Here is a 26,335-nt window from a genome sequence, read left to right on the forward strand (position 1 = left end):
CCACTATGCAAAAGGAAAAAGAACCAATGAGTGGAAAAAAACTCTTTGGATTAATTGCTGCAGTCATGGTCGGAACTGTGATTGTAGGCCTAGTGCTGTTTACAAACTTTTTGTAGGCAGCAAAAATTTTTTTTATATTTAATCAATAAATGAAATGAAAAATTATGTCGAAATTTAAAAAAAGCCTTTTTATTTTTAGAAGAGATCTCAGATTAGAGGACAATACAGCACTAATAGATGCTTGCGTGCATTCTAAGGAAGTAATTCCTTGTTTTATTTTTGATTCTGAAATAATGAAATCCTTCAAAAATTCTAATTTTAGAATCAGATTTTTAATTGAATCACTAATGGACTTGCAATCACAGCTAAAAAAGTCAGAAGGTAGATTGCAAATATATCAAGGAAAAAGTTTGCAAATCATCAAAAAGATAAAAAAGCAATTTGATTTTGATGCAGTTTTTACAAATACAGATTTTACGAAGGCAAGTATGTGTAGAGATAAAGAGATCAGAGATTTTTGCAAAAAGAAGAATATGGAATTTGTAGCCCTAGCAGATTTGACGCTACAAAATTTTGATCGAATTAGGACTGCAGAAGGAAGCCCCTACAAAGTATATACACAATTTTTTAAAAAAGCCAGATTGGTCAAAGTCAGAGAACCCCAGTGCTTTAGATACAAAAATTTCATTAAAAAAAGTAGTCCAGATGAGAAAAACCTCGATGACCTCTCAAAAAAATATCCAGAAACAAATTCCCCTATCAAGGGGGGCACAAAGCAAGCAAAAAGAATCCTGAATAATCTTTCAAAATTCAAAAATTATGATAAAGACAGGAATTATCCTCACATGGATGCAACAACTCATCTATCATCTCACAACAAGTTTGGTACGTGTTCAATAAGGGAGATTTATCATAAAATTATAAACGAATTAGGAAAGAATCACACCTTAATCAACGAATTGTATTGGAGAGATTTTTTTATCAGCATTATGTATCATTATCCTTACACGTTTAATTCATCATTTAGAAAAAAATATTCAAAAATCCCATGGAGTAAGAATGAAGAGAATTTTAAAAAATGGTGTAAAGGAATAACAGGTTTTCCCATTGTTGATGCAGGAATGAGACAACTTAATGCAACAGGATACATGCATAACAGAATCAGAATGATTGTTGCGTCATTTTTAACAAAAGATCTTCACATTAATTGGAAGTGGGGAGAGAGATACTTTGCTGAAAAGCTAATCGATTATGATCCTTCAGTGAATGTAGGCAATTGGCAATGGGCTGCATCTACGGGATGTGACTCACAGCCATGGTTTAGAATATTCAATCCATGGTTACAGCAAAAAAAGTATGATCCTGATTGCAAGTATACCAAAAAATGGATTCCAGAACTTGAAAATATACCTGTAAAGGACATCCATAATTGGGATAAAGTAGAGATAAAAATTTCCTATCCATCTCCCATTGTAGATCATAAAGAAGAATCTTCCCACACAAAACAAGTTTTCAAAAAATTTTCATAATAATTGACACTAGATAATTTTCAGCAATAGATTTTATACTTAAAAAACGATGACAGAAAATATGAACACACTTGAAGCTATAGAAGCCAGAAGATCAATTAAAAATTTTGATCCTACTCATATTATGCCAGAGGACATTGAAAAAAAGTTATTTTCTTCGGTGTTACTCTCTCCTACTTCATTTAACATTCAGCATTGGCGTTTTGTCTTGGTCAAAGATAAACAGATGAGGGAAAAGATCAAAACAGTATCATTTAATCAACCCAAAGTAACAGATGCCTCACTTTTAGTCGTGATCTGCGGAGATACTCAAGCCTGGAGGAAAGATCCTAGAAGATATTGGAAAAATGCTTCAGAGTCAGATAGAAATAATTTGCTACCAATGATTGAGGCGTTTTACAGTGGCCGCGAAGAAATGCAGAAGGAGGAAGCTATAAGATCATGCAGTATTGCTGCACAAACATTGATGATTGCTGCAAAATCCCTTGGTTATGACACGGCCCCAATGATAGGTTTTAATCAAATTGAGGTTGGGAAGATCATAAACTTGCCAGATGACCATTTAATTGCGATGATTGTCTGTGTTGGCAAAGCAAAGGATCCACCCTTACCTAGAGGCGGACAATTAGACTATAGACAAGTAATCATCGAAGACAAATTTTGAATTAGTTTTTTTGTAGTTCCTTGGTCTATGAAAGTTTTCTTTTCACAACGTAAAGTAATGGAATAAACAAAATTATCGGAATAGGGATTAGCATTGATAAATAATCTTCAAAAAAGTATTTTGTCTCAAACCATGCCATTGGCAGTACAGTAAAAATGTCAACTGCTGAAAAATCCTCTATAGTTCCAACTGCAAGGGCATATTTGCCCTGCATTCCCTGAGAATCATAAACTACCAGATAGTACTGGCCATCTTGAGGAATAATGATGTTAATTTCCTGGCGTTCCCAGTACGTAGCCTGACCAAATGGCTCGTAGAATTCATTTGATGGTATTGCGCCCTCATACTTGGAAATCAATCCTGCGCTTTGGATAATTTTTTCAATGTCATTAGTGTCTGAAATTTCTGTACCGCTGAATAATGCAAGATAAGGCTTGTAATTTTCGTATCTGTCAATTTTGGGAATAACTATACTAGAATAAACAGAATCTCCGGCCTTTGCTTCAAAAGTATAGAATTTTTTTTGATTTGCATCCAAGGTTTCAAAAATAACCCAAGAGATCTTATGGTCAGGAATTAACAATGCATTTTCAATTGAGATGTTTTCTTCAGTTGTGGAAAGTGGTTTGTGAGAAAATGCAGGTTGAAGTGTAAATCCAATTATGAATACTATTAAAACTAAAACTTTTGAATTCATGCTCTTTCTTGTTTTGTTTGTTAATATAGGAGGTACAAACTTTTCAAAGTTGGCACTAGCTATCTACTTTATCACTATTCATATACTATAACGAGCATGAATAAGTATGAGTCTGATAGCATTACAAAAATGCAGGGAATGTGGAAAAAGTTTTGAAGAGTGGTCTTGTGATTACTGCTACTCTAGAAGAGTTTTGAGGGATTAGATTGCAAGTTCTAATTCAGAAAGATGTAGATTCTCTAATTAACAGCACAAAGATTCCAGTTCGATTATCATGTATAATGCCAAATGGGTTTCCTTGTGTACTATCATTGTGGTTTATTTGTGTAGATGGAAAGCTGTGTTGTGCAACACAGGAATCAGCAAAAATTGTAACATATTTGAAAAAAAATAGTTCATGTGCATTTGAGATTGCAGCTGACACCCCACCATACAGAGGAATTAGGGGGTACGGAGTGGCAAAAATTAGAAGAGACACCGGAATTGAAATTTTGAATAAATTAATTGACAGATACCTGGAAAATAAAGAATCAAAGTTGGCAAAATTTTTAAGAAAAAATTCTGAAAATGAAGTTGCAATAGAGATTACGCCAAGGAGGATTTTCTCATATGACTATTCAAAGCGAATGAGTGATTCAAAATGAGAGATGAAGGATGTCCCACATGTGGTTCAAAGAACTTTGGGACAATAGATATGAAGAGACAAAATGACTCTAGCAAATGGAAGATGCAGTGTTATAATTGTAAGAAATTTTGGTATGAGGTAAAATCTTCCAATTAAATTCTAAGAGAATTGGATAGTTCTTGTTTCATACTAGATACAAGAACTGTGATTCTCTTCAGACCAAGATCCTTTGCCACAACGTACACATTGCAATGTTATGGGTTTGCTACAAATTCCACATGTTAGCATAACATGTTTTTGGCCTGAACAAAGTATGCATTTGTTGTAAAGTTTTTGCCCTTCTTTTACTGGCACACTTTCAACCAGAGTTTCTTCATGCTGGGACTGCCTTGATTTTAAGAGTAGTTGGCTCATGAAACAATTACGTGAGTAAAATATTAGTGCATACCGTGCAACTTGTGGTATGCTATTTTCGATTGAGATTATCCTTTAAGATTTGATTCCAAAAATTCTAGCGTCTTTTCCCATGCATCATCTGCTTCTTCAGGGGCATATCGCTCACCGGTAGGGTTTGCAAAAGCATGATCAACATTTGGATATATGTAAATTTCATTCTGGATTTCAAGTGAATCCAAGGTATTTTCAAACTCATTTACTACACTTGGCGGTATTCCCTGATCAAGTTCTCCAAAGATTCCAAGTACAGGGGCAGACAATGCAGATAGAGTCTCAGATGCAGTAACCAACTTGCCGTAATAAATTACCGTAGCATCCATTTCTGGATTTATCAGTGCGAGATTTAGCGACTGTGCACCACCAAAGCACCATCCAATAGAGCCAACCATTTGAGCATCGTTAGAAAGTTTCAGATACTCTACTGCAGAATTCATGTTCATTATTGCCTTTTCTTGATCAAATGCACTGACTTGAGCCATTGCTGTCTGAGCACTAGTTGCAACACTTCCATCAAAGAGGTCAACTGCCAAGACAACATATCCATGTGATGCAAGTTTTTCAGCAGTCTCTTTGATGTTTTCATTTAGGCCCCACCACTCATGAATTACAATGACGCCAGGAAATGACTCAGATGAAGTGGGTTTTGCAAGGAATCCCAAGTATTCATCATAGTTTACCATACTAGTTGTAACTTTGTATTCTCCGTATTTTGTTTCATCAGAGTTTTGAATTGCATCTGGAGCTACATCAGGTAATGAATGAGCACCCCATCCACGCTCTAACAATATTGCAACACTAGAAGGTTTTACACATGCAGGATTACCATTAGATAATTTGAAGATTAATTCTAATCCTTCAGTGCAAGTAATGCTTGATGGGAACACTCCATCTTGAATTTGTTTCATTGGCGGTGGAAAATATGCGATTGATTGAGAATATGATAACGGAACTCCACTAAAAATTATCGAAAGTGCAATAATTAGAATAATACTATTCATAAGGATAATTCTTTGACAGAGTATTTTATTTTATGTTCTAAAAAATGTCGATTTTGTCATGTTCTATAGGAAGATTATCAATTCAAGCCTCACAAACAGTAGCAGATTTGTGCGAAATGATCAACATAGGATTAATCTCAAAATTTACTAATACAGGAATTGATGGAGACATCAAAAAAGACCATGATTGGAGTAATACTAGGAGTTGCAGTTATTGTAGCTGTGGCATCGTTGATGGTACTTCCATTCTCAGAAGAAGAGGCAGGAGTTCAAAAGATAGCCGAAGAGAATATCAAAAAATATCAAGAATCAGAAGACATGATGCTCAAATTAATAGAACAAGAGAAAGAGGAATTATCATACAAACTAGGCGGAAAGTTACCCTAGAGTTTCATAGTAAAAACTTGAGCGAAATTTAAGAAAATAATAAACGAATTTTAATTTTTGTTGAGTTGCATTTTATCTTTAACGCAAATAATTCTAAATCAATGTCTCAGAAACTTGATTATGAAACAAAATTAGGGAGAGTTTTGGCATTAGACGAGAATATCAGATATGCGGCAGTGTGCGACATGGAAGGAAAGATTATGACGTCAAAATCAAAAGGAAACTCTGATCTTTATTTGTCTCCAGAAGAAACACAGGAAACACTACTGCATGCAGCAAAGGCATGGAAATCGCGAATGCGTCACTATGACAAGATTGGAAAAGGACTGTACACATTGGCAGTTTATGAAAAGCTTCGAAGAGTGACAATTCCACTCTCAAGTGGGAACTTGCTGCTAGTCACAATTGACAACAAAGGTGGCCAAAAACAGATCATTGATCGAATTCTAAATGAGGTCAACTATGCAGATTACACAGTCGGGTAATCTGTTTTTCTTTTTTGTTTATTCCCCAGAATCAAAATATATTGAATAGTCACCGGTGTTCTTGAAAATTCTAATGTCCCCACTCTTTAGAGTTTGATGCTCTCGTCTAAAGAAAATATCACACATTTTTGCAAAAGGCAGTTTCTGTACTTCCTCAACTGTCAGTTTCCCCTGTTTAATCAAATCTCTAAAGTATCCTTTCCTATCTAGATCACGAATATAATTTTCAACATCAGGAAGATCATCTGAATTTTTTGTTCGAATGATCAAATGATAAGTGTCATCGACAGGGGCATCCATACAGTAAACGTTTTCTTCTTTTATTTAATGAGTTTCTTAATTCTCAAAGTAGACAATTTTTCAAAAAGTTTTGCATACTGATGAATCATTAGAAAGATCTATATCCAATCACCAAAAATTACGTAGTATGGACTTTACAAAGTATCTTAATTGCCCAAAATGCAAACAGTCAGGATTGTACTGCAAAGAGCATAAAGAAGAAGTAGAAAAGATGCTTGCAGGTTCAGTTACTAATTAGGTGTTTAGCTCTTTCCAATCTGGTCTAAAATTTGAGACCACTTCATGTTTTCACCCTTTGCTTGAGCGATAGCATTTTTGTATAAAATATCAAAGGCCCATGTGAATATCTCCTTCCAGATCTCTTTGAGGGTCTCCTCCTCAGTCCAGATAACGCTGGTCTTTACAGCATTCATTGCAAAGATATGTCGTGCATCCTTTGTTGGATCATTTTGCCATTTTGTAATTATCCTGTCACAAAACTCTAGAATCTCGTCTTTTGATAAAGCAAGTTTGCCATCATCATATTTTGTAGAATTCTCCTTCTCAGAGGACACATCGTTGGTTGATTCATTGGGAATCTCTTCATTCTCAAAAGTTTCTTGTTCAACTCTAGAAGAAATGTCCTCAATTGGTTCCTCTTTTGGTTCAGGCTCTGAAAGAATTTCATTTAAGGAATCAGATGGCGTATCAGATTCATGCTGTGGAATAGAGTTTGATAACCCCCTTGTAAGTTCTGCAAGTTTTTTTCGTTTTTCAGCTAATAGCCGAAACTCTTCATCAATATCATCAATGTTGGAATTATCACTCATGCCCATTTCCCACTTTGTATAGTATCCTTTATCTTATCAATGAATCGGATGAGTAAAACAGGTTTGTTCCAATTTCGTCTTTGAAATTTGGACACCATCTTAAATATTATCTTGAGGTATAAGATATCTTGGTAACAGACAAGCCCACACCGAAACCAAAAGAGGATAAAATCTCAATCTGCGATGTAATGAAGAGTAGCACTTCAGAGATTATTCAGAAGGCAGAGTCACAAGTTCCATTATACATTCAGATGTATTCAGATTATTACAGAGAATATCTTCATTCACTTGATAATGTTTTTGGGACATGCTATATCTCTGAAAAAGAGTTCTTTGATAATCTAAATTTAGATAAAAACGTGCTAAAGATGTTTAGTGAGGCAAATAAAACTTTCACAAACTTGATGACATCTCAGATCGATGTGTATGGTAATTTATTCAAGAACCATCTACAGGTTAGATTAGACACAATACGAACTTGGGATAGTTTCATGAAAATGATGATGGAAAACTATGCCAAGATGTTAGCAGAGTTTAACAAGACTAATATGACTAAATCAAAGTAATACAAACTCCAACAATGAGTCAAGCACCAAACGTTACTACGATAAACCCAGCCACTGGAGAGGAGCTAGCAACATATGAAACAATTTCAAAGGATCAAGTTACACATATCATTAAAAAATCAAAGGATGCCTTCCGCGAATGGAAGAAAGACTGGAAGAGAAGAACTGAGATTTTACAGATAGTCTCTCAGGAATTAAGAAAGCAATCAAACAAACTGGCAGAAGTTGCTACAAAGGAGATGGGAAAGCCAATCAAAGAATCACGTTCCGAATTAATAAAATGTTCTTGGGCAATGGAGTTTTACGCAGATAATGGCCAGGTCTTTCTTAATGATGAAGTCCTAAACACAGATGCACGAAAAAGCATCATAGCATTTGAGCCATTAGGAGTAATTGGCAGCATAATGCCATGGAATTTTCCTTACTGGCAAGCTCTTAGATTTGCTGCACCATCACTAGCTGCAGGAAACACAATTGTCCTAAAACCAGCTAGTGCAACATTGCAATGCGGCATAGAAATTGAAAACATTCTTGCTGAAGCAGGCGTACCATCAGGAGTTTTTCAGACTGCAGTTGGAAATTCCTCAGTTGCAGGACACATATTGGATTCAGATGTTTCAGGAATTACATTTACTGGAAGTACCGAAGTTGGCATCAAAGTAGGCCAAAAGGCAGCTGGTGGATTAAAGAAATGTGTTCTTGAGCTTGGAGGTAGTGATCCCTTCATTGTTTGTAGTGATGCAGATGTGGATAAGGCAGCCGAAGGTGCAGTAAAGGGACGCTTCATAAACTGTGGGCAAAGTTGTGTTGCATCAAAAAGATTCTTTGTTGCAAAAAATGTTGCAGATAGTTTCATTGAAAAGTTTGTAAAAAATACTGAAAAGCTAAAGGTGGGAGATCCACTATCTGAAGACACAGATATCGGACCACTAGTCAACAAAGGAGGCCTTGAAACAATCGATGAACAAGTTGATGATGCAAGAAAACATAACGCACAAATTTTGACTGGCGGAGAAAGGATCGGAGATAAAGGATTCTTCTACAAGCCAACAATCGTTGGAGGAGTTACAAAAGAGATGAAAGTAGGATACGAAGAAACATTTGGACCAGTTGCAGCAATAACAGTTGTAGAAGATGAAAGAAATGCAATCAAGTATGCAAATGACACCTGCTTTGGATTAGGCGCAAGCCTTTGGACACAGGATCTTGTAAAGGCAGACAAGTACTCCAGATTAATGGAATCAGGAATGGTCTCAGTCAACAATGTACTAGTCTCTGATCCACGAATTCCATTTGGAGGAGTAAAAAAGAGCGGTTTTGGAAGAGAGCTATCAAGATACGGAATGCTAGAATTTGTCAACATGAAGTCAATCAGGTATTATGACCAGCTAGTAAGAACCCACTTTGTAGAGTAGATCATAAAAATATACAAAATCGTGCTCAAATTGTTTGAAAATTGAAACCTTTTGCACCATATCGATAAATTAACAGTTTAAATTCTATTCAAAATCTCATCAGAATAATAGGATGGCTCAGGAAACGCAAGTATCAATCATTATTCCAACATATAATGAATCGCAAAACATTAGGCAAATTCTAAAGTCTATTGGGGAGCACATCCCAAAAAACGTTCTAACTGAGGCAATTGTAGTTGATGATAATTCTCCAGACGGTACTGGAAAAATTGTCGAGGATTATTGGAAGTCAATTAAAGGATTTACAAATTATACAATTAACGTAATTCACAGAAAAGCAAAAGAGGGCTTGAGTTCTGCGGTCTTAAACGGAATCCAGCATGCAAGGGGAGACACCATAGTAGTAATGGATAGTGACTTTTCTCATCCACCTAGTTTAATTCCAAAGATGATAGAATCAATAAAATCACAATATGATTTAGTTGTTGCATCAAGATACACCAAAGGAGGCGGAATTCAAGGATGGTCAATCAAGCGAAAGATCATGAGCAAAGTTGCAACAAAGATTGCAAAATCAGGACTAGGGGTTGATGCACAAGATCCAATGTCAGGATTCTTTGCATTTAGAAAAAATATCATAAACGGATTAAAATTTGACACAAAAGGATACAAAATGCTTTTAGAAATTTTGGTTAAACGAAGAGGAGTAAAGATTCACGAAATTCCCTACACGTTTATTGACAGAGAGTTTGGCTCAAGCAAGCTTGGTACGTTAACAATCTTGAATTATCTTCGTGATGTTTGGAAGTTATACAGATTTGGAAAACCAGAAAAAGTAAACGAAAAGAGAGCATCAGTAAAATTCCTTTCAAAGGCTGCGAGATTCTTTACAGTCGGAGCATCAGGACTTGCAGTTAACTTTATTGCATCACTACTATTTGCAAGTGGTCCATCAGAGCTTTGGTATCTTCATGCAAACATGATTGGAATTGCATTATCCATGACATCAAACTTTGTCCTTAACAAAGCATGGACATTTGGAGATAGAGACTTTGGATTAAAGAGAACAGCAGCACAATATGGAAAGTTTGTTGCGTTTAGCTCATTTGGTGCACTAGTTCAGCTTGGTATGGTGTTTTATCTTGTAGATAGTAATGGATTATCATATCCAATTGCACTAGTATTAGCAGTAATTACTGCAGCGTTTAGCAACTTTATTCTAAATAAGAGATGGACCTTTAGAGAAAAGGTCTGGGCTTAATTACTTAAATCAAATTATTCTAGAATACATCTTATGGATATTGGGGATTATTTTGTCAACCCAAATACAGACGGCAAAGACTGGATAAAGCACAAAATCATGGGACTAAAGTGGGAATTACGTAGAAGTATAGAAGAAGTAGAATTCTTGGCAGAAAAATACCAGATGAAGAAAAAATATGATGCTTCAGAAGATGAATTATCAAAGATTCACTCAGAGTTAAGACAGGCTCTTGAAAAATCTAGAGAATTGGCATTTGAGATAAGAAATTTCTCATAATCTTTGGTTTGTTGCCTGGCAGTATGGACATTTTAGACCATTAGTCTTTCTCCCACATTCATCGCAATTGAGAGTAAACACATCAAACTTGCCGGTTCTAGAAATTTTATAGAATATTCCCAGTCCTATCACAGAAAACACTCCCAATAAAATGAAATTCATAGGTGCCGCATGATCAATGCTCTGAATAGAGGTACTACATTCTATTGAACAGGATTGTTTTTCATATGAGATGGATTTCCATCCAAAAGCGGTTCCGGGTATGAGAATCATTCCAGCAACCAAAAAGAGGACCAAAATGATTTTCATATTTTCTAGTAACCCCTAAAAGTTTAACATGATGTTTGTGCAGAACGAACAGCTCTAAAAATTCTCAGAAATTTTGAAATTAATTTTTGTTAATTGATTTTTGGAGTTCATCAAATGCAGATTGGACTTCATTTACCGCAGCTCCATCTTCAAGTGTACTTACATCGCCGATCTTTTCCTTACTAGCTATTGCTTTTAGTAATCGACGCATGATTTTTCCACTGCGAGTTTTTGGTAATTTAGAAACAAAGTAAATCTGCTCAGGAGTAGCAATTGGTCCCACTCCATTTCGAATCTCAGATACAATCTCCTTTCGCAGTATATCCTCTGATTTTGAAATGCCTTCTTTTAGGACAACGAATGCAATGATTACCTCACCCTTTATTGCATCAGGAATCCCACATACTGCAGATTCAGCTACATCATGATGTGAAACTATGCTGCTTTCAAGCTCAGCAGTGCCAATTCTGTGTCCTGCAACTTTGAGAACATCATCTGCACGTCCAAGCAACCAAAAATATCCATCCTCATCTTTTATCGCATAATCCCCAGGATAGTAGCAGTTTTTGTATTTTGACCAATAAACTGTTTGATATTTTGTATCATCACCCCAAAGAGTAAGCAACATTCCAGGCCAAGGTTTACGAATTACCAAGTAACCTTTTGTATTTGGTTTTACATCATTGCCTTCTTCATCAACAACTGCAATGTCAACTCCAGGAATTGGCAACGTACCAGAACCAGGTTTTAGTGGAATTGTTTCTATCCCAGGCAATGGAGAGATCAGCATTCCACCAGTTTCAGTTTGCCACCAGGTATCAATGATTGGACATTTTTCCTTTCCAATAGTTTTGTAGTACCACTTCCAAACTTCAGGATTAATTGGCTCCCCCACTGTTCCAAGTAGTCTTAGGGAAGAAAGATCAAAGGAGTTTGGAATGTCATCTCCAAATTTCATAAACATTCGCAACGCAGTTGGGGTTGTGTAAAATATTGTAACTTTGTATTTTTGCAATATCTCCCACATTCTTGATGGAGACGGATAATCAGGTGCTCCCTCATAGATTACTTGAGTTGCACCATGTAGCAGAGGCCCATATGCAACATAGCTGTGCCCTGTAACCCACCCAATATCTGCAGTACAAAAAAAGACATCAGAGTCTTTAATGTCAAATGCCCACCCAAATGTAGAGTGAACATGAGTGAGATACCCCCCAGTTCCATGTAGGACTCCCTTGGGTTTTCCAGTAGTGCCAGAAGTGTATAGTATAAACAAAGGATGAGTGCTGTCTAGTTTTTCAGCAGGGCAATCATCTGATGAGGAGTTCATCAGATCACTCCACAGTAAATCCCTAGGATTTTTTTTGATTGGAGTTTTTGTTCTCTCTAAAATGATGACATTTTGCACAGAATCATTATTTGCAATTGCCTCATCAACTACAGATTTTAGCTCAACTACAGAGCCTCTTCGAAAACCACCATCGGCAGTAATTACAATCTTTGATTTAGAATCCTCGATTCTGTCTGCAAGAGACGTTGCAGAAAATCCAGAAAACACTACAGTATGTGTTGCCCCAATTCTTGCACATGCAAGCATGGAAATTGGCAATTCAGGCACCATAGGAAGGTAAATTGTGACTCTATCACCTTTTTTGACGCCAAGTGATTTGAGGGCATTTGCAAATTTTTGAACCATGATCCACATTTCCTCATAGGCAATATTTCTCGAAGTTCCATCTTCACCCTCCCAAAAAATTGCAGTCTTTTTTGATTTGGTCTTTTGATGAACGTCTAATGCATTGTATGAAGCATTAATTTTTCCGCCAACAAACCACTTTGCAAACGGAGGATTCCAATCAAGTGTAACATCCCAGTCGTCAAACCAATCCAGTTTCTTTGCCTGCTCTGCCCAAAAAGAAGAAAAGTCAAATTCTGCGCGTTTACGTGTTTGAGTGTCATTATTTCCAAGACCAATGTTAAATGTCTCAACCATGAAATGGATTATAGAATAAACTATCTAAATGTTAAAAAAAATAGTTTAAAAAAAAACTATTGTGCTTCCATTCTAGCAAGCCAGTCGTCTTGGGGTGCTTTTTGTTGAGATGTGATTGGTGTCACCTGTTGGGGTGGTTTTGGTATTTGTGGTGCACGCTCAGCTTCTTTTGGTGTATCTGATGGTGCAGTTGTTGGTTCATGTGTTGGTGCTTCAGGAAGCTTTGACTCTATGTTGGAGCTATCATCAAGATATGAGACGGCTGAATCTTGCAAATGTTGCTTTGGAGATTCCAGTGTTTGTTGAACCTCCATTTCAAGATCATTGATTCTTCTTTGAACATTTGAAATTTCTGCGTTCTCATGAGTTATGTGTTCGATTAGATCAGTAGTTTCGCGCTTTACTGATTCAAACACAGATTCAGAAATTTCGTTGCTCTTGTATTGCACTTTAGCATCGAAGACCAGCATCTTAACTGCCTTCATTTGCTCATCTAACTCTGCAAGTCTTGCTTCTAGTTTAGCTGTGATTTCGTGTTCTGTCTCACCCAATGTGAAAAGTTTTGCCTTGTACTTTTCATGAATGACTTCGGCATCATCCTTCATTTCATCGTTTTGTGAAACAATTTCCATCAGAGCTTTGAGGCGACGCAGGGTTAGACCTTTTTCGCGCAATAGTCTTTGTGAATCGAGTCTCCATTTTGGTATGAAAATAACTACATTGCCTTGTGCAACCAATTGTTCAAAAGGAATTTGCTGGAGCCCTTGTGAACCACAGTCTACGCCAACTGTTTGAATGCTTCCGTCAATGTCAGTTATTGTTCCGATTACCTTTCCCATGGAGGTACCGTACATGTCCTTGACTTGTTTACCGATTATCTCGATATCGTCATTGCTCATGCGCAAAACTCTAGTTGTACATATAACCAAGACTGTGTTAGTAAGGTTTCCAGTTTTAGTAAGAATAATTTAACTAAATCAAAATTTCTGGAAGATATTAAAATCCTCGATGTTTTAGATGAACCATGATAGATAGAAATGAACTAGTCCAGATTCTGGATTTTGTTGCAAATCGGTGGAAAGAGATTTCCAAGGATGCAGACAACAAAGCTATGCAGACATTGCCAAGCAAGTTTTGGATGAACTCAGTTGGCGGAAAAGCTGGTAAAGGGAGATGGGTAACTATGCTAATGTATACTGAAAGTGAAGAGGATGCAAATGCATTCAAAGAAGTATTACTTAGATGGCAATCAAAAGGAATGCAAAGCACAAAAGCACCAGATCTGATCCAGATAGGAAAGAAATAGAAATTAATAATTAGATTACTCTCAAGTCGTATTGTCTGAGTTTTCTGATAAAGAAAAAAAGATCCTAGCTGATCATTTTTCAAACACGGACGATTCTGTTTTTGCAATAATCACTCCAAGACAAGTTGATCGCGGTGCACTAATGTCAAGGTATAGTAGAACTGACAAAAACATGCGACGCGTCTTTCTTGATGAGTTTTTAAAAAATGAAAACAGGGGAGAGGAATTTTACAATAGAGTGCTAATTGAGTACGGAGACGATTCAGTTGCAGAGCTTGGTGAGGCACAGATTGCAATTGAAGGTCTATCAAATATTGCAGTTAAAAAAATTGAAGATAGAAGAATTGGTCTATCATACTTGGAAAAATCTTCACGATATGTAACATGGAACAAAAAAGTAAATGGAGAATACAGATTTTATCGAGATCCAGATTTAATGAAAACAAAATTTGCTGACGATTACATTGATGCATGTAATTTTTCTTTTGATGTGTATTCCAAAAGTATTGAGCCAATGATAAAATACGTTAGAGAAAAATTTCCAATTGAGAAATACACATTCAAAGATTCCAATGATGGAAAAGAAAAATTATTTTCAAAATTAAAAAACGAACAGGATATAAAATCTGCAAATATGATTTACAATGGCTCCACAAAAGCTAAAGCACTTGACATACTTAGAGGATTGCTGCCAGCATCAACGCTAACAAATGTTGGAATTACTGGAAATGGAAGAGCATTTGAATATCTATTGACAATTCTTTACAGCTCAAATCTCAAAGAAGAGCAAGATTTAGCCTCAAAAATCAAGGTAGAATTGGATACTACAATCAAATCATTTGTCAGACGCTCAAATGACAAGTATGGTAAGGCACTGCAAGATTACCTAAATGATATTAAGAAATTAGCAAAGAAAAATGCAAAGGAATTATCTCAAAAAAATATCTCAACAAAATCAATTACAAAACTTGTAGAGTATGAATCAGAGACTAGTGCAATGAATAAAATCATCTCTGCATCATTATACGAACAATCACCAAGTTTGACTTACAAAATAATACTTGATGCAGTAAAGAAGATACCCGTCACAAAAAAGAAAAAGATCATAGAATCTTTAGCAAAATTAAGAAAAAATAGGCGTCATAGACCATCTAGAGCATTTGAGATGACGAACTATACGTTTGATCTGATAAACAATTTTGGAATGTTCAGAGATTTTCACAGGCATCGTGCATTAACTCTTGAAAGACAACTCTTGACCACAGATCACGGATATGTTACCCCAAAAGAGATTTCAATTCTAAATATGGAAAAGGAATACAAAGAATGCATGGATAAAACAAAAAATGTTTTTAATAAAATCAGAACAAAGTATCCAGAACAAGCTCAGTACGTGGTAAATTTTGCATACAATTATCCATACTTTATGAGATTAAATCTCAGAGAGGCAGCTCATCTAATAGAACTAAGAACTGTTCCGCAAGGACATGTAGATTATAGAAAGGTAGCTCAAGACATGTTCAAGCAAATTAACAAAGCTCATCCAACACTTGCAAAGATAATTAAATTTGCAGACATGAATGAATACGAGTTAGAAAGATTCGAATCAGAAAAAAGGACAGAAGAAAAACGAAAAAACATTAAATAAAATTATTAATAATTTACAAACATGACTGTAAAGATCCCACCAAAAGAGCTCAAAGAAAAACTATCACCAGAACAATATGATGTCTGTGTTAACAAAGGAACAGAGCCACCATTTACTGGCAAATATTTTGATTGTAAAGACAAAGGAATGTACAGGTGCATTTGCTGCGGGGAAAAATTATTTGATTCTGATACCAAATTTGATTCCGGAACAGGATGGCCAAGTTTTTGGAAACCAGTATCTGATGAGAATATCGAGTATATTTCTGATACATCTTATGGAATGGTACGTACTGAAGTAAATTGTAAGAAATGTGGGGCTCATTTAGGACATGTATTTGATGATGGTCCAAATCCAACAAATCTTCGATATTGTATCAACTCTGCATCCTTGGATTTAGAGAAAAAAGATTAATCAGAACAATGATGCGTTGTTAATCTTAATTAATGCGATATAATTTTGTGACATAATGCGAATAATTTTGTGTGGATTTGGAGTAGTTGGGCAGAGTTTAGCAAAATTATTTGAATCACGTGCAGATGATCTTTACGCAAAATATGGATTAAAACCAAGAATTGTTGGAGTATTTGATAGTAAAGGAAGTGCGGTGGATTCTGCAGGATTAAATTTGAGTAAGCTTGTCGAAACAAAAAAGAAATTTGGAACAGTAAAAAATTATGGTAAAACAAAAAATAATCTTTCAGGATTGGATCTAATCTCTAGCTTAGATGCAGATGTAATGATTGAAACCACTGCAAGTAATTACAAAGATGCAGAACCTGGCATGTCACACATAATTTCTGCAATGAAACATAAGATGCACGTAATATCTGTCAATAAAGGACCTTTAGCACTTGCTTTTCCTTCACTCTTAGAGCTTGCAACATTTAATCAAGTATCTCTAAAGTTTAGTGGAACAGTAGGTGGGGGCACACCAATTCTAGATTATGCAAAAAATAGTCTCAGGGGTGAAAGAATAACATCATTTGCAGGAATCTTAAACGGAACTACAAATTACATTTTGACAAACATGGCAAATGGGATGTCATTTGATACAGCACTAAAGGATGCAAAATCAAAGGGTTACGTAGAAGCAGATGAGTCCTTGGATTTGGATGGATTAGATGCTGCAGCAAAACTTGTGATACTGGCAAATTGGATTATGGGAATGAAGGTAACGTTACCAGATGTAAATAGAACAGGAATACGAAACGTGACAACGCAAGATATCAAAAATGCAGAGAAAAATAACTGTGCGGTAAAATTGATTGCATCATGCGATAATGATTTGAAAGTAGCCCCAGTTGAGATATCTACAGATGATCCTTTGTGCGTAAATGGAACTCTAAACGCAATTGCATTTACCTCTGAGCATTCGGGAACACAGACAATCATTGGAAAAGGAGCAGGAGGAATCGAGACTGCCAGTTCTATCCTAAGGGACTTGATAGATATTAGAAAAGAGATTGTAAGGGCTTGAAGTCAAATCTAGTATCAAAAAGTGAAACAAATGATATCCTGACAGATATCCGAGAGAAATGGGACATAGACATTCCAAAATCAAAAAACCTTCGAGTTTATGAAATTCAGGATGATGCCCAATTAATTTCAGGTGAAGGATTTGTAGCACTAAAGATAGGCAATGAGTATCTCCCATTCCTGTCAGAGACGTCAATTTTAGAAAAATTCCCACATGTGATGGTCGATATGGGGGCAGTCAAGTTCATGTGTAATGGAGCAAATGTCATGCGGCCAGGGATTAGAAGTTACAGTGAATTTCAAAAAGACAGAATTGTTTGCGTCATAGAAGAATCACAACACAAGTTTCTTGCAGTAGGAAAAGCTCTGATAGACAGCTCAGAAATGGAATCAATGAAGAAGGGAGAAGTTGTAAAAAATATCCATTACATCTCTGACAAGTACTGGGAAATTGGAAAAACTGCGATAAAAAACTAGTTTGCTGTATGTTGAATCTCTTTTGAGCCTTCTGCGTTAATTACCAAGACATCAATTCCATCACCGCTAAATGAATCACGCATTGTAGCAGAACGAACTGCTTTTACAGCTAGATCAACTGCTTCTTGCTCGGACATGTTTTCCTTAAATTGTGGATCCAAAACACCAAGTGCCATCTCTGCACCAGTACCAACTGCGGCATATTCATCTGGCAAAACCGAACCCAAGGGGTCAAGAGTATAGATGATTGGTTTGTCCACAACACCGCCAACGATTACTTGTGTCAATAATGGAAAGAATCTTCTCTCATACATCATATTTGACATCATCTTTGCAATAGAGTTTGGTGGAACATCTCGTTTTAGTTCCATCTTGCGAATCTTTGCCAAGGCAGATATCTGTAATGATAAAATTTGCATATCAGCAACCAGTCCTGCACATGCTGCTCCGACTTTGGGAGTAATTTGGAATGTCTTCTTTGTAGTTTTGCTGACTAGAAAGTTACCATAAGCGATCCTTCTCTCGCTAGCAAAAACAACACCAGAATCATAAGTAATTCCAACGGCAGTAGCGCCTGGCATGTACATGTATGACATGAAACAAGTGATTTTGGAGCATAATAAAGGGTTTTCTACATTTTTTCAGATTTTCCAAAAAAATAGCAGTAATGGTTTATAGATTGTTAAATCGTTAGCAGACTAATGACAGACGCAGCATTTCGTGAAAACAAGCTTGCAGATATTGCCTTCATGGGCCTAAGATCTGCAATTGGGGTGATCTTCATCGCTCATGGAATGATGAAATTCAATCCGGGTTTTGCCGGATTCTTAGGAAACATGGGATTGCCAGCAGAGATGCAAATTCCAATTGCACTAGCTGAAGTGGTTCCAGGAATACTATTGATTATTGGAGTGCTATCGAGAATTTCTGCAGGTATGCTATCAATTATCATGATGGGTGCAATATTTCACGTCAAAGGAGCAAAGAGCTTAACTGGAGACGGCGGATTTGAGATTGATCTAATCTTACTAGCATCTTGTCTTGTAATTATTGTAGCAGGACCGGGAAGAGTCTCACTAGCAAACATTATCAAAAAAATTCCAAGACCAATCCATTAATTTTTTCCAAAATTTTCCATTATGTGACAAATGCATTTGGTAGTCTTTTTTAACAAATCAATTCTTGTAAATTCATTTGGTGAATGAATTCTTGCAAACATGTAAGTACTTCCGATAGATATGCAGGGTGCCTTTAACACATTTACAAAAGAGTACATGGGTCCCGTTCCAGCATTTGATACATTCAGTATAGATTTGCCATAAGATTTGTTTGCTGCATCAATCACTTGACTGACAAAAGGATCTGATGGACTAGTACGTGCAGCTGCCTCACCATGATATACTTTAACAGAAATGTCTGAGAATCCTATTGCTTTCAAGTGAGATTTTAATCGTTGAATTTGTTTTTTCGGATTCATCTTTGGAACAAGTCGAAAATCAATCTTTACCATTGCCTCACCTGGCAGTACAGTTTTTGCACCATTTCCAGTATAGCCAGATATGAATCCCGCCACATTACAGGTAGGATCACCAACAAGAGCCTTTTTTGCTTCAAGCCCAGACTTGTTTCCTAGAAATGACTTTATTCCAAATTCCTTCTTAAAGGAATTTTCATCAAAAGGTTCAGAATTAATCAGTTTGATGTCATTCTTTGATAGTGGTTCAGCCTCTTTGTACCAATCTTTGATGAGAATTTTTCCATTAGAGTCACGCAAAGAGTGTACTGCTTCAATCAATCTCCAAGCAGGGTTTTTTATTAAAACAGCCAAGCTAGAATGAGCATCTCTAATGGATTCCTTAACTGAAAGTTCTACATACAAGAGTCCTTTCATGCCGAGTCCAACAATTGGCCTATCTTTAGAGTCAACATAACCAAATTCCCAGATTACACCATCACAGGCAAATTTCTTTTTGAATTTTTTTAGATATGCATCAATGTTTGCACTTCCAGTTTCTTCCTCACCTTCAATGAGGAATTTAATATTACAAGGTACATCACCAGTTTTTTTTAAAAATGCATCAACTGCCTTAATTCTGGTGATTAATTCGCCTTTATCATCAGACGAGCCACGACCAAAAATTTTGTTGCCTATTTTTTTACCACTAAATGGAGGATGTTCCCACAAATCAAAGGGCTCTGCAGGTTGGACATCATAATGATTGTAAAACAGTAGTGTTTTTTTTGGATTTTTTTTGGATTTAATTTCTCCAAACACAATTGGTGCCACTCCCTTTCCAAGACGTAATAACTCTGATTTTATCCCATGTTTTTCAAGTATTTTTTTGCATAATTTTGCACATTCTTCTATTCCTTCATTTTTTGCAGAAACACTTGGTTGGCGAATTAGTTTCTGTAAATCAGATATCAATGAATTCATTCCAGAATCAACTTGTTGTAAAATTGGTTTCATGTTCTTCACTTTATTCGATCAAATGGTTTCATTGCTTGAGGCAATACATCAATTAGGTCCATTGATGTCATGTGTAGTCCAACTTTTCGTTGAACAATCTTTCCTGCCTGCCCATTGATGTAGGTGGCTGCAACTGCAGACTCTAGTGAATTTCTGTTCTTTGATAGCATTCCTGCTACTAATCCAGATAATACATCACCGGTTCCGCCAACTGTCATTGCAGGAGTCTTTTTTGGATTTAGGTATGTGTTCTTGCCATCAGAAATGACATCAGTAGAGCCCTTTAGAAGAATGGTTACTGAAAATTCCTTTGCAAATTTTTCCACCATGCTTATTCTTTGTTTTAGATTAGATGGGGGAGAATCTCCAAAGAGTCGTTTGAATTCACCTACATGTGGAGTCACTACGGAATTTGTATTTGAAATTAATGGAAGAACATCACTAACTAAAGCACTGGCATCAAGGGATAATCTCACATCTGAGTCGATAAGGGACTTTACTAAAATTTTGAGTGCCTCATTGTCTTGAACAGATAAGCCCATTCCAATTGTAGCAGAATCCAAACTTTTTGGAATTTGACCAAGTAGTTTTCTTACTGCACCACGAGTTAATTTTTGATCAACTAGTGGTATAACAATGAGATTTGGAGATATTGCTCTGGTAGATTGAACATTTACTTTTGGAATTGCAGTGTAAACTAGATCAGTTCCACAACGTAATGCAGCAAGTGAAGACAGAATTGGTGCACCATGATAGATGTAACTTCCCCCAACGACTAGTACTGTTCCATTATCGCCTTTCCTAGAGTTAGAATTTCTAGCAGGGATGAATTTTTTTACAGCAGCTGCCTGGATGTTTTTTGAGACCAATAGTATTTGGAATATACAGTGTACGAATAAATCTTGTTTTTTACTTGTTTTCAGCCTTGATTAATTGATCAATGGTTGTTAATACCTCAAGGGATTTCTTTTCAACTTGGTCTGCTAACCAATCTCTTTCGATTTTGAGCTCTTTTTCAGCATCATTGAGTTTTTTTATGGTTTCTTGTAATTGTAAGTTTAATTCATCTGAGCGTTTTTTTTGCTCCAAAACGAGTCGATTAGAGATTTCAAGTTGGAAAACTTTTTCATTTAAAGCATTAGTTAGATTTTCCAAGACCTTTTCTTTTTCTAATTCCGCATTTTCTTTTTGTTCCAACTCCTTAATCTTGTCATTGAGAATTTGAGACATATCCTCTAAGAGTCGCTCTCTTTGAACTTCTTTTATTTTAGATAATTCATCAGAGAAATCAATTCTTTCCAGATCACGAGCGGTTATCAAGCTTGGTCTTGGAATTTGTTGTGATTTCTTGTCTAATTCTTCCTTTGTTTTTGCAAGTGATTTTATCTTACGATCAATCTGAGTCAATAAACCTGAAGAACCAATACGAGAATCTTTTTGTTCAGACAATTCGGATTAATTTAGAATACCTATAAAATTCTATTAGGATTAGTTTGTCTGAATCGTACAGACATGATGTAAGTCTAGGAAAGATTACTTTTTGCTAGTCTTTCGTGCCTTTCTGTCAAAAAATGCCTTTCTTGCATAACATAGGTATGTTGTGTGACCAATCCCTTGGAATGAATGCCTTGTTTTTCCTTCGCGTGCATCAATTGTACGCAAAATATGTTCACTTGATTCAATATCTGTAAATTCGTTTTCTACTAATGACATTGTAAGCTTTTCAAGTTGATTCATGGTTGGACAGATGCAAAATACAGCGCCACTTCCCTTTAGCATCTTTCTTACTTGCGGGATAACGGTCCAAGGGTCTCCAAGGTCAACTAGTGCAAGGTCAGCATCAATGACAGGAACTTTTTTGGCTACCTTCAAATCTAGTTTATTCATAGTAACATACTTTGACATGCCAGCCTTTGTGATGTTTTTCTCTGCAATTTTCATGAATGACTCATCTACATCATAGGTATAGACATGTCCACGTGGCTTTACTATACTTGCAGCATATGTGGTGAGTGCACCACTTCCAGTTCCAATCTCAATTACCTTTTGCCCATCTTTTAGACCTGAACGAGCGGCAATGTATCCTAGGTCCTTGGGATACACGATTTGTGTACCATGCTGAAATTTCATAATAAGATCATGCGTGGTAGGCTCAAGAAGGTACACGTACTTGTCTTTGTTTGTGACTAGTCGCTCACCGTATTCTTTACCAATTGCATCTGCATGCTTTATGACTCCAATGTGGGTATGAAGTTGTTCATTTTTTGAAATCTTTGCCAGCCATTTTTTGGAGGGATTATAGTAAAACAAAACCAAAGACTTTTGTTTAATCTTCATATTTTTTTGCCACTATTTTTTAGATAAGAACCTACTGATTGTGCTAAAACGTTCTACCCTTCTGGAGTTTTTGTAAGGCAGTCAGATAATCACGAATTTGAGCATGAGTTGGATTTAGGTCCTTTAGGTTTTTCACATCAACGTTAAGCTTTGCAAGCTCATCGTAGATTTCTTTATCCTCAATAGTATCAACAAGAGCTTGTAATCCAAATGGTTTTTGCAGAAGCTCAACTATCTGTTTTAGATTCTTTATGGAATCAACCAAAGTTTCTTGGACATAAGCTGATGCAAATATTATACGTTGATTTGGATGAGATGATAGAATGTATTGTGCTACTTCCAATCCGTTCTTCTCAGGCATTTGATAGTCCAAAATCACTACATCAAAGGGGGTTTGATCCTCATCATCAGAAGACAACTTGCTAGACTCTTTTTTGTAAAAGTCAATTGCTATTTGACCGTCTTCTGCAATTATCACATTATGTCCATTATCTTCTAAAATTGTCTTATACTGAACCAGTAAGTCTGGTTCGTCTTCAGCAATGAGAATTTTCATTATTACTTTACTAAATTAGTCAAGGTTATTAGGATTTTTCTAATTATATTGTTTCTAGTAACATTTCGCCTTTGCTCACTCTATCGATAGTAGAAACTACACTATCAATTTCATATGGTTTGTACAGAATTGCAGATGCGTTTAGTTCTTGTAGTTTCTTTTCAGTATCAGATGTTAAATCTGCAGTTACCATGATCACTTTTGCTTGAGGATCAAATTCGCGAATATTTCGTAAACCATAAAATCCATCATAATCTGGCATCATTACATCAAGTAAAACAACTTCAGGTTTAAGTTCTTTGTAAAGAGTGACAGCATCTTTTCCACTGAATCCTTTTCCCAATACTTGAATATCCTTTATGCCAAGATATTCACAAAAAACTTCAACTGTGTCTCGGTCATCATCGACGACAATTACTTTAGTCAAGTCGAAACACCCTTCGTCTCAAGTTTTGACCAACACAAATCATGATACCATTTTCTATCAAAAAACGCTACACCTTCTTTTAGTTCTAAGGAATCATTGCAAAATGAGCATCTCTTCACAGATGAATCTCTTTGCACCATCAACTGGCCAGTGTCCACCATTTTATAACAAAATAAATCTCCAATTTCAAATATTATCTACTAGTTTGTTCAATCTGGACAGATTCAACACTTACATTTTTTGGGTAACAGGTATTCCCAAAAGACCCAATGCGTTTGATATTGTGTTCCTAAATGATTCAACCAGACAAAGTCTTTGATTAACTATTCCTGAATCGGGAGAATCAAGGACTTTGATGTTTTCATAAAAGCCATTAAAGGTTACAGCCAAGTCGTAGCAATAACGAGCTATTACCTTAGGTGAAAAGTTTTTGGCAGCATCACGAACTTGAATATCATACATTCCAATTTTCTTTACAAGTTCAACCTCATATGGACTGGAAAGATCATCAAAAGAGACATCAAAATCAGGTTTCATGCCGGACTTTTCTAAAATTCTAACAGCGCGAGCATTTGCATACTGGATGTATGGTGCAGTATCACCTTCAAGACTAAGGGATTTTGTGAGATCAAAAGTTATGATTTTATCAAGATCCTGTTTAATCATCTCATATCGCAGAGTTCCGATGGCAACGCTTTTAGATATTTCATCGAGTTTTTTCTCATCAAGATCAGGATTTCGCTTTTTTGTTTCTTCAAATGTTTTGCCTTGGAGTAATTCCAATACAGAATCAGCACTAACATACAGACCCTTTCGGCCTGACATCTGTGTTTGTTTTCCTTGAGTATCAATTCCCAAGATTTTTGCAGTATCAGAGCTTAATGTCACCGATTCATAACCCAGATGAACATATGCATCAGGATTTGATTTGAATTGTGACATTAGTGAAGTGATGATATTTTGTAATCTGGATTGCCGTGAATCAATTACTGTAATTACTTTATCTCCAGCAAAGCTCTGTTTTTGATTATTATTTTTGGAAAGAGTAGTTTGCCACAAGACTCTATCATTTGTTTGTGGTACAGGATATTTCTCATAGTAAAATGGATCATCAAGCAAACCCAATTTCCATGCTGCATAAGGAATATCTTTTGCAATGTATGTGGCAGTGCCATTACTTCGTACTATTACTTTGTCTTCTTCTTTACCATCACCACGGATTACCCAACAATCTTTGTTTTTTCCATCGTTTTCATATTCAATTAGTTTTAATTCTTGTAATTTTTCAAATATTTTTTTCCATAAACCTGAACGAATTATTTGTGATTCAAAGTTTAGACAATCATAGTATACATCCATATTCCAACATGTTTCAAGTTGACATGCGAGAACTTTTTTTGTCACAGAATCAGCAAAGCTAGCAGTATCAGATACACCCTCTTCAATCTCTTTTAGTATGTTTTTTCTCTCTTCCTCTAGCTTTGGATCATTTTGGTATTTTTCTGTAGTTTTTACATATACTTCATCCCCACAATAATGGTCAAATTTCTGCCCAGACGGAGGTTCAATTGGAAATCCTAATTTGGTAAACCCAAGTACAATGTCTGCAACCTGTAGTCCAGAATCATCAACATAATTAAGAACGCTTACAGAATAATTTGCTTTTTTGAGAATCCTAGAAACACAATCTCCTATGATTATATTTCTAACATGTCCAATGTGGAGTGCTTTGTTTGGATTGACACTCGTATGTTCAACAACTATCCGTTGCTTCTTTCCGATGTCAATATGCCCATAATCAGAAGTGGTTGAATTTTTTAAAACTAGTTTACAAAGTTGTTCTGGTTTTATTAAAAAATTAACAAAACCAGATGGATGAGGTTCAACTTTTGATACATAATTTCCAGGGGAATTATTGTATTCTTGAGAAATAGTCTGAGATATTTCAAATGGTTTTCTTTTCAACTCCTTTGCTAGCAAGAAGGATACATTGGATGAGATATCTCCAAAGCCTGGCTTTGCAGGCTCCACACTAAATGAAACATTTGGAAATCCAAGTTTTTTTATTATTACTCCAAGAGTGGATTCAATTTCTTCAAGGATTTTTCTCATAGACAATATCAAGACTCCGTAAATGTTGGCGCTAGTTTATCCAATGCCTCAATGACACCATCTCCGGATTTTCCAGACACTATTATTGACGCTTTTGATTTAACAAGTTCAGAAGAATTTCCCAATGCTATACTAGTGTGTGCAAGATCAAATAGCGGTATATCGGTTTCGCTATCGCCAATTGCAATTACATCATTAGGTTTTATGTCCAAATCTTTCATAATCCTCTCAAATCCCGTAGCCTTGTTTATCCCATGCGAATTAATATGAAATGCATATTGGCTGTCTGATAATATCACATCAAAGTTATTTTCTGCAAGAATTTTTTTAGCAGATTCTATATCAAATGTTCTTTGAAGTACTACTTCAGTTAATCGTGGAAAAACTGGTTTTTCAACTACATTTTCAATTTTTGACTGAATTAATGACAATGCATCTTTGCATATTTTGATGTCACCTAACAATATGTGCTTATTTGAGCCAGTCGTGATGCAACCTCCATTTTCTCCTACAGCAATGTTAGTCGTTCCACCAAATACTGATAAAAGATATGCTTCTACGGAGGAACGACCAGATACAAAGATCACATTATGCCCTTGATTCTTTAGGTGCCTTAGTGCACTTAGTGCCTCCAAATGGATTATTCCCCCTCCATTTTCAGTAATAGTTCCGTCAATATCTACTGCAAAAGTTTTGCGAGTCATAGGATGACTAAAATTAAAGAAGATAATATTTGCTACGTAAAGAAAT

At 36.0% G+C, this 26,335-nt stretch carries 32 protein-coding genes; 16 read left to right on the forward strand and 16 right to left on the reverse strand.

What is annotated here, in order from left to right; translation table 11 throughout:
- Window positions 1-164 precede the first annotated feature (164 nt).
- Both C6988_RS07200 and C6988_RS07205 read left to right on the forward strand, forming a co-directional pair.
- On the forward strand, window positions 165-1,529 hold the full coding sequence (locus C6988_RS07200; protein WP_182134377.1) for a cryptochrome/photolyase family protein: 1,365 nt from the start codon (window positions 165-167) through the stop codon (window positions 1,527-1,529).
- Between the two features lie 61 nt (window positions 1,530-1,590).
- Window positions 1,591-2,193 carry a nitroreductase family protein gene (locus tag C6988_RS07205; protein ID WP_182134378.1) on the forward strand — a complete coding sequence of 201 codons (603 nt, stop codon included), beginning with the start codon at window positions 1,591-1,593 and terminating at the stop codon, window positions 2,191-2,193.
- A 25-nt stretch (window positions 2,194-2,218) separates the two neighbouring features.
- Here C6988_RS07205 and C6988_RS07210 read toward each other — a convergent pair whose 3' ends face one another.
- On the reverse strand, window positions 2,219-2,890 hold the full coding sequence (locus tag C6988_RS07210) for a hypothetical protein (protein ID WP_182134379.1): 672 nt from the start codon (window positions 2,888-2,890) through the stop codon (window positions 2,219-2,221).
- A 206-nt stretch (window positions 2,891-3,096) separates the two neighbouring features.
- On the opposite strand from C6988_RS07210, the gene C6988_RS07215 reads away from it, so the two are divergent.
- On the forward strand, window positions 3,097-3,534 hold the full coding sequence (locus C6988_RS07215; protein WP_182134380.1) for a hypothetical protein: 438 nt from the start codon (window positions 3,097-3,099) through the stop codon (window positions 3,532-3,534).
- Window positions 3,531-3,671, forward strand: coding sequence for a hypothetical protein (locus C6988_RS07220; RefSeq protein ID WP_182134381.1), 141 nt, complete (start codon window positions 3,531-3,533; stop codon window positions 3,669-3,671). Before C6988_RS07215 ends, C6988_RS07220 begins: the two co-directional genes overlap by 4 nt.
- 326 nt (window positions 3,672-3,997) lie before the next feature.
- On the opposite strand, the gene C6988_RS07225 is transcribed toward C6988_RS07220, so the two are convergent.
- Window positions 3,998-4,969, reverse strand: coding sequence for a dienelactone hydrolase family protein (locus C6988_RS07225; protein ID WP_255464373.1), 972 nt, complete (start codon window positions 4,967-4,969; stop codon window positions 3,998-4,000).
- A 162-nt stretch (window positions 4,970-5,131) separates the two neighbouring features.
- Between C6988_RS07225 and C6988_RS07230 the strand changes: the two genes are divergently transcribed.
- Both C6988_RS07230 and C6988_RS07235 read left to right on the forward strand, forming a co-directional pair.
- A complete protein-coding gene (locus tag C6988_RS07230) occupies window positions 5,132-5,356 on the forward strand; it encodes a hypothetical protein (protein ID WP_182134382.1) in 225 nt (74 codons plus the stop codon).
- A gap of 101 nt (window positions 5,357-5,457) precedes the next feature.
- Window positions 5,458-5,841 carry a hypothetical protein gene (locus C6988_RS07235; protein WP_182134383.1) on the forward strand — a complete coding sequence of 128 codons (384 nt, stop codon included), beginning with the start codon at window positions 5,458-5,460 and terminating at the stop codon, window positions 5,839-5,841.
- 18 nt (window positions 5,842-5,859) lie between these two features.
- On the opposite strand, the gene C6988_RS07240 is transcribed toward C6988_RS07235, so the two are convergent.
- Together C6988_RS07240 and C6988_RS11200 are read right to left on the reverse strand one after the other, a co-directional pair.
- Complete coding sequence (locus C6988_RS07240; protein WP_182134384.1) at window positions 5,860-6,141, reverse strand: hypothetical protein; 282 nt, start codon at window positions 6,139-6,141, stop codon at window positions 5,860-5,862.
- 242 nt (window positions 6,142-6,383) lie between these two features.
- Window positions 6,384-6,950, reverse strand: coding sequence for a hypothetical protein (locus tag C6988_RS11200; RefSeq protein WP_255464376.1), 567 nt, complete (start codon window positions 6,948-6,950; stop codon window positions 6,384-6,386).
- A 128-nt stretch (window positions 6,951-7,078) separates the two neighbouring features.
- Here C6988_RS11200 and C6988_RS07250 point away from each other — a divergent pair, with 128 nt between their 5' ends.
- The 4 genes from C6988_RS07250 to C6988_RS07265 all read left to right on the forward strand — a co-directional run bounded on the left by C6988_RS07250 (window position 7,079) and on the right by C6988_RS07265 (window position 10,471).
- The gene (locus tag C6988_RS07250) at window positions 7,079-7,516 is read left to right on the forward strand and encodes a hypothetical protein (RefSeq protein WP_182134385.1); all 438 of its coding nucleotides are present in this window, start codon (window positions 7,079-7,081) and stop codon (window positions 7,514-7,516) included.
- A gap of 14 nt (window positions 7,517-7,530) precedes the next feature.
- Window positions 7,531-8,931 (forward strand): NAD-dependent succinate-semialdehyde dehydrogenase, encoded by a 1,401-nt coding sequence (locus tag C6988_RS07255; protein ID WP_182134386.1) that lies wholly within the window; start codon window positions 7,531-7,533, stop codon window positions 8,929-8,931.
- Between the two features lie 112 nt (window positions 8,932-9,043).
- Complete coding sequence (locus tag C6988_RS07260; protein WP_182134387.1) at window positions 9,044-10,192, forward strand: glycosyltransferase; 1,149 nt, start codon at window positions 9,044-9,046, stop codon at window positions 10,190-10,192.
- Window positions 10,193-10,225: 33 nt separating this feature from the next.
- Window positions 10,226-10,471, forward strand: coding sequence for a hypothetical protein (locus C6988_RS07265; protein ID WP_182134388.1), 246 nt, complete (start codon window positions 10,226-10,228; stop codon window positions 10,469-10,471).
- Here the strand turns inward: C6988_RS07265 and C6988_RS07270 are convergent.
- From C6988_RS07270 to C6988_RS07280, 3 genes are all read right to left on the reverse strand, one after another.
- Window positions 10,466-10,780, reverse strand: coding sequence for a hypothetical protein (locus tag C6988_RS07270; protein WP_182134660.1), 315 nt, complete (start codon window positions 10,778-10,780; stop codon window positions 10,466-10,468). The genes C6988_RS07265 and C6988_RS07270 overlap by 6 nt on opposite strands.
- Before the next feature lie 79 nt (window positions 10,781-10,859).
- Window positions 10,860-12,773 (reverse strand): acetate--CoA ligase, encoded by a 1,914-nt coding sequence (gene acs / locus C6988_RS07275; protein WP_182134389.1) that lies wholly within the window; start codon window positions 12,771-12,773, stop codon window positions 10,860-10,862.
- Window positions 12,774-12,829: 56 nt separating this feature from the next.
- Entirely contained in the window at window positions 12,830-13,672 is an 843-nt protein-coding gene (locus C6988_RS07280) for a CdvA-like protein (RefSeq protein WP_182134390.1), read from the reverse strand.
- Between the two features lie 125 nt (window positions 13,673-13,797).
- On the opposite strand from C6988_RS07280, the gene C6988_RS07285 reads away from it, so the two are divergent.
- From C6988_RS07285 to C6988_RS07305, 5 genes are read left to right on the forward strand one after another with little or no spacing between them, the layout of a single operon-like run.
- Entirely contained in the window at window positions 13,798-14,079 is a 282-nt protein-coding gene (locus C6988_RS07285) for a hypothetical protein (RefSeq protein WP_182134391.1), read from the forward strand.
- A gap of 31 nt (window positions 14,080-14,110) precedes the next feature.
- Window positions 14,111-15,727 (forward strand): FAD-dependent thymidylate synthase, encoded by a 1,617-nt coding sequence (locus tag C6988_RS07290; protein ID WP_182134392.1) that lies wholly within the window; start codon window positions 14,111-14,113, stop codon window positions 15,725-15,727.
- A gap of 21 nt (window positions 15,728-15,748) precedes the next feature.
- On the forward strand, window positions 15,749-16,141 hold the full coding sequence (gene msrB, locus C6988_RS07295) for a peptide-methionine (R)-S-oxide reductase MsrB (RefSeq protein WP_182134393.1): 393 nt from the start codon (window positions 15,749-15,751) through the stop codon (window positions 16,139-16,141).
- A gap of 55 nt (window positions 16,142-16,196) precedes the next feature.
- On the forward strand, window positions 16,197-17,207 hold the full coding sequence (locus C6988_RS07300; protein WP_182134394.1) for a homoserine dehydrogenase: 1,011 nt from the start codon (window positions 16,197-16,199) through the stop codon (window positions 17,205-17,207).
- A complete protein-coding gene (locus tag C6988_RS07305; protein ID WP_182134395.1) occupies window positions 17,204-17,683 on the forward strand; it encodes a PUA domain-containing protein in 480 nt (159 codons plus the stop codon). The genes C6988_RS07300 and C6988_RS07305 overlap by 4 nt, the downstream gene beginning before the upstream one ends.
- On the opposite strand, the gene C6988_RS07310 is transcribed toward C6988_RS07305, so the two are convergent.
- Entirely contained in the window at window positions 17,680-18,279 is a 600-nt protein-coding gene (locus C6988_RS07310) for an Ntn hydrolase family protein (protein ID WP_255464379.1), read from the reverse strand. The two genes, C6988_RS07305 and C6988_RS07310, sit on opposite strands and share 4 nt — an antisense overlap.
- 105 nt (window positions 18,280-18,384) lie before the next feature.
- On the opposite strand from C6988_RS07310, the gene C6988_RS07315 reads away from it, so the two are divergent.
- Window positions 18,385-18,801, forward strand: a complete 417-nt coding sequence (locus C6988_RS07315; RefSeq protein ID WP_182134396.1) for a DoxX family protein — start codon at window positions 18,385-18,387, stop codon at window positions 18,799-18,801.
- Here the strand turns inward: C6988_RS07315 and C6988_RS07320 are convergent.
- From C6988_RS07320 to C6988_RS07355, 8 genes are all read right to left on the reverse strand, one after another.
- Window positions 18,798-20,153 carry a M20/M25/M40 family metallo-hydrolase gene (locus C6988_RS07320; RefSeq protein WP_182134397.1) on the reverse strand — a complete coding sequence of 452 codons (1,356 nt, stop codon included), beginning with the start codon at window positions 20,151-20,153 and terminating at the stop codon, window positions 18,798-18,800. The two genes, C6988_RS07315 and C6988_RS07320, sit on opposite strands and share 4 nt — an antisense overlap.
- A 5-nt stretch (window positions 20,154-20,158) precedes the next feature.
- Complete coding sequence (locus C6988_RS07325; RefSeq protein WP_182134398.1) at window positions 20,159-21,022, reverse strand: NAD(P)H-hydrate dehydratase; 864 nt, start codon at window positions 21,020-21,022, stop codon at window positions 20,159-20,161.
- A 40-nt stretch (window positions 21,023-21,062) separates the two neighbouring features.
- Complete coding sequence (locus tag C6988_RS07330) at window positions 21,063-21,602, reverse strand: hypothetical protein (protein WP_182134399.1); 540 nt, start codon at window positions 21,600-21,602, stop codon at window positions 21,063-21,065.
- An 84-nt stretch (window positions 21,603-21,686) separates the two neighbouring features.
- Window positions 21,687-22,490, reverse strand: a complete 804-nt coding sequence (locus C6988_RS07335) for a tRNA (adenine-N1)-methyltransferase (protein WP_182134400.1) — start codon at window positions 22,488-22,490, stop codon at window positions 21,687-21,689.
- 43 nt (window positions 22,491-22,533) lie between these two features.
- A complete protein-coding gene (locus C6988_RS07340; RefSeq protein WP_182134401.1) occupies window positions 22,534-23,046 on the reverse strand; it encodes a response regulator in 513 nt (170 codons plus the stop codon).
- Between the two features lie 43 nt (window positions 23,047-23,089).
- Complete coding sequence (locus tag C6988_RS07345; protein ID WP_182134402.1) at window positions 23,090-23,473, reverse strand: response regulator; 384 nt, start codon at window positions 23,471-23,473, stop codon at window positions 23,090-23,092.
- A gap of 231 nt (window positions 23,474-23,704) precedes the next feature.
- Window positions 23,705-25,591 (reverse strand): arginine--tRNA ligase, encoded by a 1,887-nt coding sequence (argS, locus tag C6988_RS07350; protein ID WP_182134403.1) that lies wholly within the window; start codon window positions 25,589-25,591, stop codon window positions 23,705-23,707.
- Window positions 25,592-25,593: 2 nt separating this feature from the next.
- Window positions 25,594-26,289, reverse strand: coding sequence for a phosphoglycolate phosphatase (locus C6988_RS07355; RefSeq protein WP_182134404.1), 696 nt, complete (start codon window positions 26,287-26,289; stop codon window positions 25,594-25,596).
- Between the last annotated feature and the right edge of the window lie 46 nt (window positions 26,290-26,335).

The sequence above is a fragment of the Nitrosopumilus sp. b1 genome (genome assembly GCF_014078545.1).
GTDB lineage: Archaea > Thermoproteota > Nitrososphaeria > Nitrososphaerales > Nitrosopumilaceae > PXYB01.